The sequence below is a fragment of the Marinobacter psychrophilus genome, assembly GCF_001043175.1.
Taxonomy (GTDB): Bacteria; Pseudomonadota; Gammaproteobacteria; order Pseudomonadales; family Oleiphilaceae; genus Marinobacter; species Marinobacter psychrophilus.
Genome location: NZ_CP011494.1, coordinates 750454 through 768074, shown reverse-complemented (window position 1 = coordinate 768074; position 17621 = coordinate 750454). Strand labels below are relative to the sequence as shown.

Genomic DNA, 17621 nt, shown 5'->3' with positions numbered 1-17621 from the left:
AGTTTCAACCCATTCCGTAAATTGATTCTTTGGATATCGAATACCGGGTTGGTGTAACAGACACAAGATGTCGCGCGCCGGCAGTGCTCTGATAGAGATCAAGAAGTTCCTGCATTTCGCGACTTCGCGGGTCATCTGCAGGATACCCGTCGAAACCCGCCATCAATACTCTGCTGGCACTGCCACTTGCCGCTATAGCTAATGCATAAGCAACCACCAGGGACGTCGGCAAAGTGCACGAAAACTGACCAAATGCGAAACGCCCATTCTCAATAGCGAGGCCGAAGTCGAGAACCTTCTTATTCGCAAGAGACTCTTTCACATCACCTGATAGCATCGACCACGGAGTCACTAGCGGCTGCGGGAGAGTTGTATGGGTATGGCAATCAGCCAGCAAACGAACAGGATGGCAAGCCACACGCAAATCAATTAAGTTCGAACCCAGAGCTGCTTGGGTATTCAAAGCAATTACCACCGGCTTTTTTTCCCGGATATACGTTTCCAACGCCCATTTGTGTCGCTCCACTCCCGGCCCGGTGCCGAGGAGTAACACCTCCCGATCCGCAAGAAGCGTTGTGGGACTCCAATCGCCATCTTGGTTCTTACCGTAGAAATTTCTGGCAGCACCCAAGGTATTTACACTGAACTTTTTCCCGCCCTCAACCCGCAAGTGCTCGATAACTGCCAGAATATCCTCCTCATCGTAACGGGAGTCACTCAACATTTCCTGAATGTAAGTTGGATGAATTCCGTATTTTCCAGCCAAGTAATAATAGGGATTGGTGCCCCACGCATAACGCTTCTGCATGGGCCGAAAATCTTGCCGAATTAGTTGCATCAGGGGTACAAGGCTAATTCTTTTGTGGCGTAAAGCCGCTATTTCGATGGCCAGTTCTTCGGTTCTGGCGTTACCAGGGCCACGCCCCATCCCAGTGACGGTGGAGTCTACCCAAACAACCCCTTCAGAGATCGCTGCCAACGTATTCTGCAGCGCCATCCCGAGGTTGTCATGAGTGTGAACTCCCAGCGCGCCGCTCCATTGGTTACGAAGCCAGCGTATTATTATGAGTGTTTGCTCCGGCCCCAAACTCCCCATGCTGTCGGCAAAATACAGCACATCTATTGGATAGGATGACGCTTCGTGAGCAAGCTCTTCGACCTCTGACTGCTGCCGATCAGCGACCTGCATAAGATTGAATCCAACTCGATAACCCATATCATGAAGCCATATGCTCGCGCCCAGAGCCTTAGAAAATTCGTGAACATGGCACGCAACCCTCACGAGATCGACCGGCGATTCCTCGGCTCTTACCGGAAACATTCGTTTCAGGCTTTCCTCCATAGGCGGGCCGTCGAGCAGCTCAGTCGCATTGATCATTACTCCGACCGACAGATTTTCTGGAATTGGCAAACTGCGGAGAAACTGATCGGTTGAGAAGGCACAAGCGCCTTTGAACCCTCCCGCACGAAGTGTTCTGAGACCGAGTTCGACAACATCAACACCGGAAGCTCCCATGGCTTCCAGATATCTAACAATCAATCCTGGGTCAAAGTCCCACGCATTATAATAGCCACCGTCACGCAGTGTGCAGTCGATAAATGTGATATTTGCGTCGTTCATAGGAATAAAACACCTGAAGCCGTTTTCAAACTCGAGAAACACCTGCACACATCAAGGCTTCCGCAATTTGGAAGTCTTCTTCCCAGTCGATATCGAAACCCCGAACTTTGTCGAGCTTGTACTTGAACGGGTTACCCCCAATCCTGTCCTTACGCTCACTGTATACGCTCGCGGAGGCGACAAACGCTCCGCTGTTAACCTCGTAAAGCGGAGTCAAGGTTTGAGTTCTTGGCCACTTTTCCACGCCACGGTCATAATTCACCGGTCCTGCGTCATCCCAGATAAAACCCTGAAGCTCGGTAACCGTCATCAAAGAATCATACCCGTTATCAAGCTCCCGCAAATACGTTTTCAATAGTTCATCATAAACATCAGCATCAAGAAACGGCGATGTCACATGAGTCCAAATCACGTGTCCGTCATCTATCAGAGAACTAACATACTCGATTAGCTCGTCAGTACTCGTAATGCTGGATGCAAGCGACTCGTCTCGCAATCTCACGTCGAGACGGGGGTTCCCCAAAGACGCCGCAAAATCCATGATTTCCTCGTCATTAGTTGAGAGAATAATCCGATCAATCATCGTAGTGGAAAGAAGCTGTTCCAGTTTTATTTCCAGCAACCCGAACGGTTTACTCGCAATTGGCCGAATATTCTTTCTAGGCACTCGCTCACTACCTTTCCGGCAGGGCAGAAAACAGGTAATCGTCAATTTGCCGCTCCTAAACCACTCATTGTAAAAAAGAATTTACGTAGCCCAGCCCCTCAAATTTTCCCTGGCTATCGCTCCATGCCCGTCCTGAAGGAGTCTGATGTATGCAGCCTCATCAATCTTCATCACATCCCGGAAACGATCATCGCCATCTATCAGGCCGCATGACCACGCCAATTTCACCCAACGGAACTGCATCAGCGGATCATGGGTTTTGGCAAACGAGTGTGAATAATTAATCTCCTCGCCGCCCGGCTGCGAGTAGCCCTTAAACCGCCCGGCTGTGAGCATAAGATCAGTATTGAAAACCTTGATACTCGAGGGCGAGAACCGTAATAAATCAAAGATGGCATTAGGCCCGGCATTCAGCTCGCTGTCAAAAAGCAGCCATTGAAGGTTTAAAAGAACTCGCCCGCTGGCAGTCCAACGACCAAGAAGCCTAGATCCTTTATCCTTGATGAATACGGGGAAAGAAACTTCAGAAAAAAAGGAAGGGTCTGATTTTCTAGCTATAAATTTCGCTTGCTGAAGATTGTAGTAGGCAATGTCCACTCGCCGCCCCTGAGTCTCAGGGTCCAACCCGCCTACCCCACCTCGATAGTTAAACTTCGCAACAAGATCGAACGCATCGATCTCGGAGCCATTTTTTGAACTAACCGGAACTGGCCCTACCAATGCAATTTGGGCGCCTCGCATAGATTGCAGAGTACTGGTCTCAACCGGAGACCGGTCTGGCGGAACGTAAGCTAAGGGTTTTTCGCCACTCAACAACTGCAGTAGCCAGCATGCGTGTTCAAGTAGATCTGGGGCATCTTTTTTTTCGTGAAGCACCTGCAACAGGCGTCGAGCCTCATCAAAGTTGCCACGTTCGATCATCACCGAAAGTGCTCGCCGCACCACACTTTTTGGAGCACCGACAGCACTTGCCTCTTTCAACGCGAGGTCCTCAGCACGCTGACGAAGGTTAATACCAACGACAAAAAGACCAGAAATCAGGCAAATGCGATACAGTTCAAGCCAATCACCCGAGTGCAAGCTTCCTCTTGGCAACGCCGCGCAGAGCTCCAGCATCCTCGCTTCTTTATCTGCATAGTCCGCGTCATTTGCGGCCACTGCATCCGAAAATGCAGTCCACCACTGGCTACTTACGCACCTCAAACGTTGATTTCCTGTCCTTACGAGAATCCGTTCGATCTGCTGACAACCTCGGGCAGACATCTCTTTATCAAAGTTCTTGAACGCACGTTTAAAACCAGTCGCCAGAATTGAAAGGCGATAATCTCGATTCTGCAGGGATTTTCTTCGGAGCAAATAGCGAGCATTCTCAATCCAAAGTGACATTATGACTCCTGCCGGCAATTTCCTGTTCGCTCTCATCTTTTGTTCGTACTTCCTCACCCCGTATCGCGCCCCAGATAAAAACAATCATGAGCGCAAACATCATCACGCCGATATTCCTCTCAAGCATACTCTGCGTGAGATTCACAACAGCATGCAATTCGACAAAAAAACAACCTCCGAGCGCTAAAGCTTGCACGGATGTGACATCAGATCGGGTTTTTTTCAAGAACAGAACGAACGGCACAGCCAATAGGAGAAGATAGCAAATAAGTCCGATCAAACCATATCGTGCCAAGTTATCGATATATTGGTTGTGCAAGTGTCGGAAATTCTGAACAGCAGGATGTATTTCCTCCGATAATACAAGCTTGTCGACAACGGCATCAGTGCCAGCAGGCCCAACACCAATTAGGAGATTCTCCTGAAAGGCCAGCCACCCGGCTTTCCACATGTCCAGCCGCAGACCTACCGAGGTGTCGTTGCGGTTCTCTTCGTAGTAATCAACAAACTCATCGATAGCGACTGCGGCTCTTCGCTCCACCAGGTCTACTTGTGATACAGATCCGACCCCCACAACGACAACCATGAGAAGCACCAATGAAAGCACTTTTCTTCGAAGCAGTGGCTGCCAGTAAACGTATAATCCCGTAAGCACAATGATTGGTATCGCGACCCAACCACTTCGAGTTGCTGACATCAAAGAAGCATACATTCCACCAACAAACCCACCAAATAACAAAGCAATCCAGAAAAATCGGTAATTCTGCTTCATCGCCCAACCGATAGCCGCCATCGCAAGCAGGGCCATCGCCATCGCGCCATTTCCATAATGAATCGGATTATCAAAAGCCGTCACTCTCGAAACTCCCAGGAACTCGGCTTGGTAGAACGCAAAAATACCAGCCACCAAGGCACCCGTCGCAGCCAAAGAAAAGAACCAGCGAGCGCTAATCGTATATTTTAAAACGACCAAAAGAACGAGTGATGCGGCAATATAACGAGCCGAAAGATCAAACTCGGAAATGTCTTCACCATGGATAATCAGTGGAATGGTTTGACCTAAAAAATAAAGTAATAATACGCTGATTAACCATCGGCTTTGATCATCGACGTGGTGCAGCATCTTCCTCCATCGAAAACCAAACAAGGCCACAAGAAGCAATAGCATCGGACCGAACGCATAGGCGTCCGGGATAAGAACATACAGAAAAAGGTAGGAACCTATCGAAATAAATGCCAAAAACTCCAAAACTCTATCCCACGCATTTTCCGAATAATGGAAAAAAAAGGCGTGCCGGTTTTCGGCACTCTCCACAGTGGCATCACTCTGATCAATCGACGTTTTGCTTTGCATTGATATTCTTTTCTGCGCGTTTTAATGTTCAAGTGATGTGCGATTTTTTTGCAACATACTTCCGGAAGGTATTGAGAGAGTTTTAACTGAGCATTTCATCATACTGCGGGATGGTTTCGACGGTATACCCAAATAGCTGCCTAGAGTTCTTCGATCAATTTTATGTTGGCTATTAACCCTGCGGGTTTCTCAATTGCCCAGGGTTTATAGCTTGTTGATAGCCGGCTATAAGCCCATCCCACAAAGTGTTTAGCCGAGCTTCAGGAATCTGTGAGCAGCGCTTCTCTACCGAACGACGCAAACGTTTCAAATTGCTCGCCCGCCAACTGTTAAAGAATGTCGCTTCGGTATGCAACTTGCATCGGTCAAAGTCGATAAGGAATACCTGATCATCCCTCACCAGAATGTTGTCGCAGTTAAGATCCACATGGTCCAACCCTGCGCAGTGAAACCGCGCTATAGCCTGCCCAACCCGGCACCAGAGATCTTTTTCGCTCAGCTTCGGATGCTCCTGCAAGGGTAGTGCCCCCTCAATTCTTTCGATCAGAATTGCCGCTTCATAAAAAAGTATGCCATGGCGTGTGACTAGCGCCGCGACCGGCTTGGGCACGGGGAGCCCTTTATCATGCAACTCGTTAAGTAACCGAAACTCGGCGAATGATCGTGCATTGTCGTAACCTGCATAGAAGTACCGTCGCACAGAGATCAGAGCTGCCTGTCCGCCCCGCCGGTAATGCCTTAGGACAAGCGGTCCATTGGGTGAGCGAACAAACCACGCGCTACCACGGCCTCCACCCGACACAGGCACGGCTTTCTCGCCCCAGTACATCGGCGCAAACCACTTCTCATCAATGTTTTCGCAACCTGGGGCGCGGAGTACTGACACCATAACCATAAATACCCAGTATAGGTTTACCGGAGATCGCAAGACCTTGGCAGGGGAGTGCGTTAGAATACGGGTAGTTTACCAACGCTCTCCCCTCGGCACTACAACCGCCTGTTAAAGAATAACAACGGACAGTAACTTGAACAAGCAACCGCGTCCCAACAACCTGAACTCAATCTGTATTCTGCGCTTATCCGCCATCGGCGACGTAACCCATATCATCCCTGTCGTCCTTAGCCTGCAAGAGCAAATTCCGGGTATCCGAATCACATGGGTTATTGGTAAAATTGAAGCTCGGCTAATTGGCGATTTACCCGGCGTTGAGCTCATCATCTTTGACAAAAAAGCTGGCCGCCAGGTTTATTCTGACTTGCGGGTGAAAATGAAAGGCCGTCAGTTTGATGCACTCTTGCATATGCAGGTGGCTTTGAGGGCAAATTTGGCTGCAGCTCTGATACCTGCGAAGATCAACATCGGCTACGACAAAGCTCGCAGTAAAGACTTGCACAGTTTGTTCATCAACCGCCGTATTGCCCCGGCAAAGCAACAACACGTGCGCGACTGCCTGGCCAGCTTTCTTGAACCCTTAGGGCTGAAGCCAGCTCCCCCGCGCTGGAAAATTCCGTTGACCGATAGCGATACCGCCTTTGCCGACGCTCATTTAGCGCACGATCGCGCGAACATGGTCATCAGCCCCTGCGCCAGTCACAAATTACGAAACTGGCCGGCCGAGCGCTACGCGCAGCTGGCGGATTATGCGATTCGCCAGCATCACATGCAAGTAACGCTAGTGGGCAGCCCTGCACCTTTTGAGATCGCGTATTGCGAGACTATTGCGCAGGCAATGCAAGAAACAGCGGTTAATATCTGTGGCAAGGACACTCTGAAGCAGCTTACTGCCATTCTAAAACGGGCCGATATCGTGGTCGCACCGGATACCGGGCCGGGCCACATTGCCAGCGCCATGGGTACCGATGTTCTGGGACTGTTCGCCGCAAGCAACCCATTACGCTCGGGGCCCTATAATTCGTTAGCCTGGTGCGTTAATCGTTACCCGGAGGCGTTGCAGAAGTTCACCGGAAAAACAGTCACTGACGCTCGCTGGGGCACAAAAGCAGAGTTTGAAGGCGCCATGGAGTTGATTAAAGTGACAGACGCCACTGACATGTTGGACAAGTGGACACAGGCAAAGCGACCGGAGCCAGAACGCGGGGCCTGACTCCGGGCGTGACTGTGGAGAGAAGCAATTACTTGCGGGCGGTGTAATCCTGATAGGACTTTTCTTCAACAAAGCGCGATCCCAGCGCCAGGTTGATGTCTTTTTTCAAAAACGCGCGCTTATCGTTGGTGACATAAACCGCCCGTGCCAATTCAATAAAACGGGCACCAAAATTCTGGTCGGCCTCCTGGTCGCGAATATCGTCTTCAATCACCCAAAGCTCTTCATTGACCGCCTTGAGTTGCTGCCGCAGTTGCGCGATGGCGCTCTGGTCGCTGACTGCATCGGTCCATGTTGCGTTTAGCTCGTTCAGTTCCAACTTGACGTTTTTAAGCTTCGCGTCATCTTTGATGCGTTCCGACTTAATTTCAAGAATTGTGATCTTGTCGAGAACCTCGCCAAAAGAAACCGGGACCTTTATGACATCTACCATTTCCTACACCTGCAAAATCAATCATTAGAACAGCAAGCCACAGTGCACAACGCACAGCGGCTTTTGCACTTTAGGTTTTCAGCTCTTAACGACTGACAACCAGTCCATATGCTTGGCCGACCTGCCCTTCACGGCATCAAAGAACATGGTCTGCAGTTTTTCGGTCAGCGGGCCACGCTTGCCGGCGCCAATGACGCGGCCATCTAACTCGCGGACAGGCAACACTTCGGCTGCGGTACCGGTAAAGAAGGCTTCTTCAGCTACGTAGACTTCGTCGCGGGTGATGCGACGCTCTTTCACCTCAATGTTAAGTTCTTTGGCGAAGTCCAGAATAGTCTGGCGGGTGATGCCTTCCAGGCAGGAGGTCAGTTCCGGTGTATGTAGCACGCCGTTGCGAAGAATAAAGAAGTTCTCGCTAGAGCCTTCGGCCACATAGCCTTCGTTATCCAGCATCAGGGCTTCTTCACAACCACTGGACACGGCTTCTTGCAACGCCAGCATAGAGTTAATGTAGTTGCCGTTAGCCTTCGCCTTACACATGGTAATGTTCACGTGGTGGCGGGTATAAGACGAGGTGCGTACCTTGATACCGAGTTCTTTGGCCTCTGGCGCCATATAAGACGGCCATTCCCAGGCGGCTACCATTACGTGCGCTTTCAGGTTATCAGCGCGCAGGCCCATACCTTCGGAGCCATAAAATACCATTGGGCGCAGGTAGGCTTCGTCCAGATTGTTGTCCCGTACCGCAGACAACTGGGCGGCGTTGATTTCGTCTTTGCTGAAAGGCATTTTCATATTCAGAATGTGAGCTGAACGGAATAGCCGGTCGGTGTGATCTTTCATGCGGAAAATAGCGGCGCCTTCCGCGGTGTTGTAAGCTCGCACGCCTTCAAAACAGCCCAGACCATAATGCAGGGTGTGGGTTAGTACATGCACCTTGGCTTCGCGCCAGGGCACCATCTCTCCATCTAGCCAAATAACACCATCGCGATCAGCCATCGACATACTAGGTTGCTCCAGAAAAACAATTTTATGAGTTCGGTATTCTATCAGGATCACCGAAGAAAGTTTTGACCGTTATTCAATCATGACTCGCTGCCAGATGGAACGGATAAAATCCCGCTCGGCGATAAAAACATCGCCAGACAAATGGCTGTTCAAATCTTGCAGAGTGCGGCGATGAATGGCGGAGCGCAGCGCAATGTAAGCCGCACGCAATGTTTTAACGTCGTTTGCGGGCAATACGCCGGCCTCACCTAATTCCTCCATTTGGCGAATGTTGTCTGGCCAGCGGGTTAATGTGGGGTATTTCTCGCTCCAGGCCAACATCAGGTATTGCACCAGAAACTCGATATCCACAATGCCACCCGGGTCCTGTTTGGCGTGGAACGTCTCGGCTCGGCGGCTGGCGGGGGTGGCCAGGCTGGCGCGCATTTTTTCACGCATTGCCACTACTTCGCTGCGCAGCGCCAGACGGTCGCGGTGCTGGCACAGGGTGCTCTTGCGGATCTGTTCAAAACCTTCCAGAGTCCGCGGGCACCCGGCTATGCCGCGGGCGCGAGCCAAAGCCTGGTGTTCCCAGGTCCAGGCGTCAGTGTGTTGGTATTTCTCAAAGGCCTGCAAGGTGATTACCAACAGGCCTGAGCTGCCAGACGGACGCAATCGCATGTCGACATCGTAAAGCTGGCCAGAGGGTGTCTGGGTACTCAGAATATGCACAATGCGCTGACCCAGACGGGTGTAGAAGACCGCGTTGTCAATAGGCTTGTCGCCATCGGTGCTTTGTTGGGGGTCGGCGCTATAGACAAACACCAAGTCTAAATCGGAACTGTAACCCAGCTCGATACCGCCTAGTTTGCCGTACCCAATCACCGCAAAATCCGAATCGCATACTGAACCATCGGCTCGCCGCGGATAGCCGTGGCGACTAACCAAATTGGCAAAAGCAACATCCACCACGTGTTCCAGCACCACCTCGGCAATCCAGGTCAGATAATCACTGACGTTCATCAGCGCCAGGGTACCTTTCATTTCAGCAGCCGCCACCCGCAAGGTGTGGGCTTTGCGGAAATGCCGCAAAGACTCCATCTGGTCTTCCAGATCGTCATAAGAAATGCGCAGCATCTGTTGGTTCAAGTCATCCTGCAGTTCGGCTTTGGCCGGTGGGTAATACAAGCTTCCAGCGTTTAAAAGCTCGTCCAGTAGCAGCGGCGTATCGGCCAGCTCGCGCGCTATCCAGGGGCTTTCACTGCACAGGGACACCAGTTGGGAACAGGCTCCGGGGTTCTCCAATAACAAAACTATATACGCGGTACGACGTAATATGGCTTCTATTACAGGCTGTACCCGGCCAAAAGTATGGGACGGATTTTCGACTTCGGTCAGGGTGGCCAGCAGCATGGGCATAAACTGTTGCAGGCGTTTTCGGCCCTGGGTCTGCAGTGATTTTATGGTGCGGCTAGAGCGCAGGCTGGTTAATGCGGCCAGGGTTTCTTCTGGCGCTTCAAAACCCTTTTCAACCAGCCAGGCCAAGGCGGTCGGCTCGTCCATCTCGCAAAACCACAGCTCTTGCCAGCCTTCATCAAGGTTGTTTTGCGGGCTGTCGTCGTCGTCACTGGTGATGATATCACTGAAGTGCGTAGCCACCTGCGCCCGGTGCTCATCCAGCTGCTGCTGGCACGGCGGCCAGCTGTCATAGCCCATAATATGCGCCACCCGGGCACGGGCCAGGTCGGTATCCGGCAATAGCTGGGTTTGCTGGTCTTCCATGCCCTGTAGCGCGCGCTCCAGATTGCGCAGGAATACGTAGGCCGCCCGCAGCTCGTTTATCACCTGCGGCGGCAGCAGTTCCAGCTCCAGAAATTCGTTCAGCACCCGCAGTAATTCGCGCTGCTGCAACTCCCGGTCCCGGCCACCGCGAATTAGCTGGAACGCCTGCACCACAAACTCGATTTCGCGGATGCCACCACTGCCTAACTTAATGTTGTTTTCCAAACCTTTGCGGCGCACCTCGCGGCCAATCATGGCTTTCATACTGCGCAAGGATTCAAAAGCGCCGAAATCTACGTAGCGGCGATACACAAACGGCCGCAAGCTTTCCATCAGCACCACGCCGGCTTCTTGGTCGCCGGCGACTACCCGGGCCTTAACCATAGCGTAGCGTTCCCAGTCGCGACCCTGGTCTTGATAATAGGTTTCCAGCGCGGCAAAGCTCAGGGCCAGGGCGCCACTCTGGCCATAGGGCCGCAGGCGCATGTCTACCCGGAATACAAAACCGTCAGAGGTTATCTGGTCTAACGCCTGAATCAATCGCTGGCCAAGGCGAACAAAAAACTGCTGATTGTCTGACGCCCGTCGTCCGTTGCGGGTTTCACCCTTGCTGGCAAAGGCAAATATCAGGTCTATGTCGGAAGACACGTTCAGTTCGCGCCCGCCCAGTTTGCCCATGCCCAGCACCACCATTTTTTGCGGTGCCTCTTCGCCGCTGACCGGGCTAATACCCCAGGGTGTACCGAACTGTTGGCAGGCGCTGTCATAAAGCCAGCCAAGTGCGCCATCTATGCAAATATCGGCAAAAACACTGGTGGCGGCCATGGTTTCGGCCAGGTCGGCGTGGCGCAGTAGATCGCGCCAGATAATGCGAAACTGGGTTTCCCGGCGGAAACATCGCAAAGCCTGATGCAGGCCCGGCTCGTCACTAACGTGTGCCAGATATTCCAGCCAGCGCTGTTGCAGATAACCGGCGGTGGTGGGCTTACTGAGGCAGCGCGAAGCCAGTAATTCACGCACCGCATCGGGTTGCCGCTCCAGGGTTTGGCCCAAAAAAGGACTGTTGGCAATGGCAGCCGCCAGTAGCTCGTGGGTAACGGCGCCAGACTCTGTGAGCCAGGAAGGCACGCCGTCCGCGAAAATACCCGGCCAGCGCCCGGCAACGTCGGCAGCCAAAACCTGCGGCAGTGCGCTCCAGGGCTGAGACATAAAGCAAACCTCTGTTTCTCTTTTATATTTTTGGTTTAGTACGCTATTAAAGGTACTGTATAACGAATCAAACTCACAGGACACCAGCGCCCGGATGCAACGCAATCTTCGCCCACTGAACGCCGAGCACTCTCAATCTTACGCTCAATCCTACGCTCAATCGCACCTGCCTATGGGCGGGTTGATTCGCAAGCGCATGAAAACACTTTTTGCGATGTTAATTGGGCTGTTAATCTTCCAGGTTATAGTGATTTGGACGGTGGAAGACCTGACCCTGTTCGAATCGATATGGATTACCATGACCACCGTGTCGACCGTAGGCTACGGCGATTACGCGCCGCAAACCCTGATTGGCCGCTTAAGCACGATTATCGTGCTGTTTATAGGTGCCATTACGGTGCTCACGCTGATTATCAGTGACTTCATCGAATACCGGTTTTATCGCCGGGAACGTATTCTACGCGGACTTTGGGTTTACAAAATGAAAGAGCACATCGTTATCATCAACACACCGCAGCACGGCGGCGAGCAGTATTTTATGCGCTTTGCGTCGCAAATACGCTCCAACCCCGGCTATGAAAACGTTCCTATTATGCTGCTCACCCGCCAGTTTCCCGACGGTTTGCCACCCGAGTTGACCGATATGGGCCTGGTGCACTTTCACGGCACCGGGTCTGACCCGTCTGCATTGCAGGCGGTTCATGCCGGCAGCGCTCGGCACATTGTGGTATTGGCCACCGAGGAAACCGACGACAATTCCGACAGCATAACGTTCGACATTGTCCACCGCCTGAGTGAACTCAACCTGGGCTACCAAACCACCGCAGAGTGTGTGGCCGATAGAAATCGTGGGCGATTGAAAGCGCTGGGCATACGTGCGGTAATTCGGCCAGTGCGCACCTACCCGGAAATTATGGTGCGCGCGGTGGTGGCACCCGGCTCGGAGAAAGTACTGGAAGACATGTTCAACTATGAACATGACCACCCCCACCGCTACGATTTTCTGTTAGAAGACCTGAATTGGGCCGACATCGTCAGCGCTTTGATTCGTCACAGCATAGGCACAGCCCTGGCCTACATAGACGACGATGGCGAGGTGATTTGCCAGCCACCGATCAAACAACCGATCAAAGGCAAAGGCCTGATTGTGTTGGTACGTTCCATCGAGACCCCGGACCTGGAGGTGGTGAAAGAAGCTCTTGATCGCTATCGGACGTTTCTGAAAACGTGGCATAACAGCCCGGAAAGCAATAGCACCGATTCCTGAGCGACCCGCAACTTCCCGTTCGGTTTTTTATTGGCGCCCTACTGGCCTGCTATGTGTTGTAGCATGGCCAACTGAATTTGGCCTAACAGCGGCTGCTGTAACAGATCACTGACCGTTGTTCCGCCTTGCAGTTGTTCAACAAGCTCTGACCAGGCCTGGCTCGGGGCACAGCCTGCGGCTAGGTGCGCCAGTGCGCTCAGGTTCAGGCTTCTCATGTTTACAGATTGCTGCTTTAGCCAGCTCTGACTCAAACGCTGGAGCAGCGCGTTCAAAGAGGCTGCTACCTCGCCGGCACTCTCACCGGCATTCTCAACCGTACGTGCATGAGCCATTGGTGCGTCCGCCAGAAAATAACCCTGCTCGGCTTTACTCACCAGATTCAAAAACACCGGGCAGTGTTGCGCCAGCTTTTGCGCCCAGATCAACAGGTTGTCAGGGTTGCCGGATTTTAGTTCGAATTCAACTTCACAGAGCTCGCGGCTTTGACCGTTAGCGATTATCTCCCCGGTATCCACCGCCACTTCGATAACGGCGTTATCGTCCGCCAACATAATCACCTGGCGCTCAAAGTTGGTTTCAAACACCGGCGCCAGCCGCGCCAGATTCACGTTATCCGCAAGCGGTGTGTTTGCCAGCAAGCCCAGTTGCAGATTAGGGCCGGGAACCTCCCATTCCCATTCATTGCGATTATGAGCGCCGTTGACAAATTCGCCCTGGGTTTTCAGGGTTTGTATAGTGCGCCCGCCAGCTTCACGCAAGCGCAGCGCAATACGTTCAACGTTCAGTTGATTGTCGGGGGTGTCGTAGTAAGTATTCACCAGGCGTTTGCACGCGCCCTTGCTAGCTTCCGCCTGCTCTAGCAGCCAAGCCAATCCCAGCGGAATCTGTTGCGGATGCAGGGTCAGTTTAATTTCCAGCTCTTGTGCCATCAATGCGCTTGTCCCACTCGGTGAATGCATGCCAAAACTGGCAGATACTTGTCATTGGGCCCTGATTACATGTCAGCCCGCAGACGGCTGAGGTCGCGCCCGCTCAGCGCTCCGTTGACACGCCAGTCATAAGGAATGTCGGGCACAAGTGTCAGGTCCTTAGCGAGATATGGCCGATAATGACGAACAAACGCTTCGACACCGCCATAGGGTTCAAAATCGCCTTCAAACCAATCGAAAATACTGGACAGATGAAGTACGTTATCTGGCTTATTTAGAATAATGCCTTTATTGTCTTGTTTCAAAAACTGAACGCATTGGTCGTCCAGTTGCTTGTCGAGACGACTAGAGACGTAGGGTTCATGTCGCAGATCCGGACAACTCATGGAGGCGCAATTAATCGCCATATGCACCCGCGGGTCGCCCATCGCCCTCAAAACATCGTTCTCCAGAGCTCGAAGCGTGACAGTTTCGCCACCCACGACACCGGCATCGTGGGCCCAGACCGGATTCAACATAGAGCCTAACGACCGCAACGTCTGTAATGGCCAATGCTGCTGAACCATGTTCATTGAAAGAATATTGTAGGCGTTGAGGTAAAAGGCTTTTTTTTGATCTTGCGTGTGCAAGCCTGCAATCGGGAACTCGGCTAGGGCCTGAACCAACGCTGCCCACGCCGGATCACCGGACAACCCCGAATAGTCGACCATCCGCGCCTGCATAAAGACCTTTTCACCCACGGTCGTGTGACGATCCAGCAACTCTGCGTATTGCGCATTGAACGCCTGAAGCGCCGGCTCTGAATTGGCCTGAGCGTTACACATCGACGAAAAAGCGACCAAAATAAAGGCCATAGAGCAACAGGAAATAACGCGCATACCACCTCCAACGTTGCTGTGTACGTTACCGGCTTGCTGATCAAACTTCACGCAAATGAAAAAAAACCGATGATCCAAGGATCACCGGTTTTCAATACTACTGAATTAGCTAACTAACGTAGCTGAATTAGAAGTAGTAAACAGCGCCAACACCCGCGATGGTTTGCTCATCACCGGCAGCGGAAGTGCCATCAGGATCGGCATAGAAAGTTGCGCCGTCTGCAGTAGAGAAGTAGCCTTCAGCATAAACGTACAGGTTGTCAGACACGTTGTGCAGAGCCTGCAGAACAATGGTGTCATTCTTGTCGTCAGTCGCGTCAACGTCTTGAACCTGATAAGACAAGGAGAACTGGTTGGCACCCATCGTGTAAACACCAATTACACCGAAGATGTCTTTGTCATCAGAGCGGGTCTGGTATTCGCCAGACACACTCAGGTCACCCATGTTGTAGGTGGCCAGCAGGCCGTAGGTGTTTTCGTTGGAGCCAACAGCAGATTCGTTGCTGTCCATTGCCACCGCCAGTGACAAAGCGTCAACTGCATACGTCGCAGACAACTGGTACGGATAGGACTTTGACGCTCCGGCAGACTCGCCGTCGCCATTAATTTGAACGCCAGCGCCCAGAACCAAGCCACCGAATGATGGAGACTGATACTGAATCTGGTCGCCTTCGCCCGTTGTGCCCGCATTGAAAATATCGGAACCCACTTCGTGGAAGTTGCCGATCTTAACAACAGCACGCTCATAAACGCCATCGTCAGAACCTACCAAGATTTGGCCAAAGCTGTCGCTTTTAACACCAATGTAAGCCTCATCGATTTTGGAGCCTTGCGAACCTTTTTCATCAGCGCCGAAGCCGTCAAGCTCCAGTTTGAAGAAACCAGTAAGGCCTGGGGCGATTTTGTGTTCGTGCTTTACGCCTAAGGTTGAACCATTGTCAGCGTGCTCGATAGAGGAGCCAGCACCTTCGACATCAACGTTCTTAAGAACGTATTGGATGTTGCCGTACACAGTCGGCATGGAATCCATTCTTGCAGCCAAATCAGAGGCGTTTTCCATTGCCAGTGCAGTGCCTGAGAAAGAAATGGCAGCAATAGCTGATGCAATCAGTGTTTTCTTCATTTTTACGTCTTCCTTTTAGGGTTTTATTCAGGTTTTAACGTCGAGATGAATCCCGATTTTAGGTACCACTTGTCAGTTTAAGTGAGCTAAATCATCCATAAACTCCATGTCACTTTCGTGACACACTCTGACTGACGTTGTAACTCTCTACTTATTTCTTATTGTCTGGCTTGGCTCTCAATGAGTTAGCGAGCGTTTCTCATGCGACGCATTACCTGCCCTTTTTAATACACCAACAGAACTTTTGCAAATTCTTAATGTGCATTTGTCGGGTTTTTTTGAGATTTCCTTGCATATTTAATAATCAAAAAATTTATCTTCACAGCTTTTCGGCTGTTCATGCAGCCTTCGACCGCAGTAAAAATGTGACAGGGCCATCGTTTATAAGCCCCACCTGCATATCCGCGCCAAATTTACCCTGTTCCACTTTATCTTTGCCCAGAGCACTGACAGCTTCCACCACAAACAGGCTGTAAAGCTCATGGGCGATGTCCGGTGCAGCTGCCTTGGAGAAGCTGGCGCGCCCGCCAGTGCTGGTGTCGGCGGCCAACGTAAATTGGGGAACAACCAGCAGACCGCCGCCGAGACTTTTCAGACTCAGATTCATGCGGCCTTGCTGATCAGGAAAAATGCGGTAATTGATGGTTCGTTGACACAAGTCTTTGGCTTGCTGAAGCGTGTCAGACTGCTCGATTCCCAGCAACAGTAGAACACCGCGGCCAATACTCGCGATGGTATTGCCGTTGACGGTGACCTTGGCTTCTGTCACACGCTGAAGCAGTGCTTTCATTCGAAATCCCCGTAGGTGGGAGTCGACAGTTTATTACGAACCGGCAAGAGTTTATCCATGCTGGATCAGGATGGCAACCCTACGGGGGCCAACACCTGGCTTTGTCATCTTTCTCGGCGGATTTTTTGTTAGCTCGCCCGCTCGACTTTTGCGGCTACGTTTTCCACTGCACGCATCAGGGCGTCTACAATGGCGGGCTCTGACGCGCTATGGCCGGCATCGCGAATAATCTGCAAATCCGCTTGTGGCCAGGCGCGGCTAAGAGCCAGCGCGTTGTCCAGTGGGCACACCATGTCGTAACGGCCGTGCACAATGACCGCAGGAATGTTGGCCAGTTTGTGGGCATCGCGCACGATTTGATCGGGTTCAAGAAACGACTGATTCATAAAGTAGTGACATTCGATGCGCGCCAAGGCGATCGCCACGCGGGGGTGACCAAAGTGTTCGACCACGTCTGGATTGGGCTGCAAGGTAGCGCAGCGCCCTTCCCAAATAGACCAGGCCTTCGCCGCCTGAATCTGCTCCAGCTCATTGCGACTGGTCAGGCGTTTGTAGTAGGCCGGCACCATATCGCCACGCTCGTGTTCTGGAATCTGCGCCAGGTAATCTTCCCAATAGTCAGGGAACACCCGGCTGGCGCCGTTCTGGTAGAACCAGTGAATATCTTCGGGCCGGCACAGAAAAATGCCCCGCAACACCATGCCCGTTACCCGCTGAGGGTGGGCCTGCGCGTACACAAGACTTAAGGTGGAGCCCCAGCTGCCACCGAACAGCAGCCACTGGTCAATACCCAAAAACTCACGCAGGGTTTCTATATCCGCTATCAAACGGTCGGTACTGTTGTTTGCAAGCTCCGCCAGCGGCGTTGAGCGCCCTGCGCCGCGCTGGTCCATCAGAATAATGCGAAACCGTTCGGCATCAAAAAAACGCCGGTGGTAATCCTCGCAACCTGCACCAGGGCCGCCGTGAATAAACAGCACCGGTATACCCTCAGGGTTACCACTTTCTTCAACGTAAAGTTGATGGGGCTCTTCAACCGCCAGCCGGTGTGTGGCGTAAGGCTTTATATCGGGGAACAAGGTGCGCATGG

General features: G+C 52.1%; 15 protein-coding genes. 2 read left to right on the top strand and 13 right to left on the bottom strand.

Annotated features, from left to right (window positions below; genetic code table 11):
* Positions 1-4 precede the first annotated feature (4 nt).
* From ABA45_RS03455 to ABA45_RS03435, 5 genes are all read right to left on the bottom strand, one after another.
* The gene (locus tag ABA45_RS03455; protein ID WP_048384335.1) at positions 5-1621 is read right to left on the bottom strand and encodes an aldolase catalytic domain-containing protein; all 1617 of its coding nucleotides are present in this window, start codon (positions 1619-1621) and stop codon (positions 5-7) included.
* A gap of 25 nt (positions 1622-1646) precedes the next feature.
* The gene (locus tag ABA45_RS03450; protein ID WP_048384334.1) at positions 1647-2333 is read right to left on the bottom strand and encodes an acylneuraminate cytidylyltransferase family protein; all 687 of its coding nucleotides are present in this window, start codon (positions 2331-2333) and stop codon (positions 1647-1649) included.
* Positions 2334-2369: 36 nt separating this feature from the next.
* The gene (locus ABA45_RS03445) at positions 2370-3674 is read right to left on the bottom strand and encodes a hypothetical protein (protein ID WP_048384333.1); all 1305 of its coding nucleotides are present in this window, start codon (positions 3672-3674) and stop codon (positions 2370-2372) included.
* Positions 3658-5028 carry an O-antigen ligase family protein gene (locus ABA45_RS03440; protein WP_048384332.1) on the bottom strand — a complete coding sequence of 457 codons (1371 nt, stop codon included), beginning with the start codon at positions 5026-5028 and terminating at the stop codon, positions 3658-3660. The genes ABA45_RS03445 and ABA45_RS03440 overlap by 17 nt, the downstream gene beginning before the upstream one ends.
* 172 nt (positions 5029-5200) lie before the next feature.
* Positions 5201-5917: a 3-deoxy-D-manno-octulosonic acid kinase gene (locus ABA45_RS03435; protein WP_198147047.1), complete on the bottom strand. Its 717-nt coding sequence runs from the start codon at positions 5915-5917 to the stop codon at positions 5201-5203.
* A gap of 163 nt (positions 5918-6080) precedes the next feature.
* Between ABA45_RS03435 and ABA45_RS03430 the strand changes: the two genes are divergently transcribed.
* Positions 6081-7133, top strand: a complete 1053-nt coding sequence (locus ABA45_RS03430) for a glycosyltransferase family 9 protein (RefSeq protein WP_048388635.1) — start codon at positions 6081-6083, stop codon at positions 7131-7133.
* A 28-nt stretch (positions 7134-7161) separates the two neighbouring features.
* On the opposite strand, the gene ABA45_RS03425 is transcribed toward ABA45_RS03430, so the two are convergent.
* The 3 genes from ABA45_RS03425 to glnE all read right to left on the bottom strand — a co-directional run bounded on the left by ABA45_RS03425 (position 7162) and on the right by glnE (position 11544).
* Entirely contained in the window at positions 7162-7566 is a 405-nt protein-coding gene (locus ABA45_RS03425; protein WP_048384330.1) for a DUF6165 family protein, read from the bottom strand.
* A gap of 78 nt (positions 7567-7644) precedes the next feature.
* On the bottom strand, positions 7645-8571 hold the full coding sequence (locus ABA45_RS03420) for a branched-chain amino acid transaminase (protein WP_048384329.1): 927 nt from the start codon (positions 8569-8571) through the stop codon (positions 7645-7647).
* 72 nt (positions 8572-8643) lie between these two features.
* Entirely contained in the window at positions 8644-11544 is a 2901-nt protein-coding gene (gene glnE / locus ABA45_RS03415; protein ID WP_048384328.1) for a bifunctional [glutamate--ammonia ligase]-adenylyl-L-tyrosine phosphorylase/[glutamate--ammonia-ligase] adenylyltransferase, read from the bottom strand.
* 94 nt (positions 11545-11638) lie between these two features.
* Between glnE and ABA45_RS03410 the strand changes: the two genes are divergently transcribed.
* Positions 11639-12811, top strand: coding sequence for a potassium channel family protein (locus tag ABA45_RS03410; protein ID WP_048384327.1), 1173 nt, complete (start codon positions 11639-11641; stop codon positions 12809-12811).
* 38 nt (positions 12812-12849) lie between these two features.
* Here ABA45_RS03410 and ABA45_RS03405 read toward each other — a convergent pair whose 3' ends face one another.
* From ABA45_RS03405 to pip, 5 genes are all read right to left on the bottom strand, one after another.
* Positions 12850-13740: a CYTH domain-containing protein gene (locus ABA45_RS03405; RefSeq protein WP_048384326.1), complete on the bottom strand. Its 891-nt coding sequence runs from the start codon at positions 13738-13740 to the stop codon at positions 12850-12852.
* A 65-nt stretch (positions 13741-13805) separates the two neighbouring features.
* Positions 13806-14618, bottom strand: a complete 813-nt coding sequence (locus tag ABA45_RS03400; RefSeq protein WP_227506112.1) for a DUF547 domain-containing protein — start codon at positions 14616-14618, stop codon at positions 13806-13808.
* Positions 14619-14745: 127 nt separating this feature from the next.
* Positions 14746-15741 (bottom strand): porin, encoded by a 996-nt coding sequence (locus ABA45_RS03395; protein WP_048384325.1) that lies wholly within the window; start codon positions 15739-15741, stop codon positions 14746-14748.
* A gap of 337 nt (positions 15742-16078) precedes the next feature.
* The gene (gene dtd / locus ABA45_RS03390; protein WP_048384324.1) at positions 16079-16531 is read right to left on the bottom strand and encodes a D-aminoacyl-tRNA deacylase; all 453 of its coding nucleotides are present in this window, start codon (positions 16529-16531) and stop codon (positions 16079-16081) included.
* A gap of 128 nt (positions 16532-16659) precedes the next feature.
* Positions 16660-17619: a prolyl aminopeptidase gene (gene pip, locus ABA45_RS03385; protein WP_048384323.1), complete on the bottom strand. Its 960-nt coding sequence runs from the start codon at positions 17617-17619 to the stop codon at positions 16660-16662.
* Positions 17620-17621: the final 2 nt, after the last annotated feature.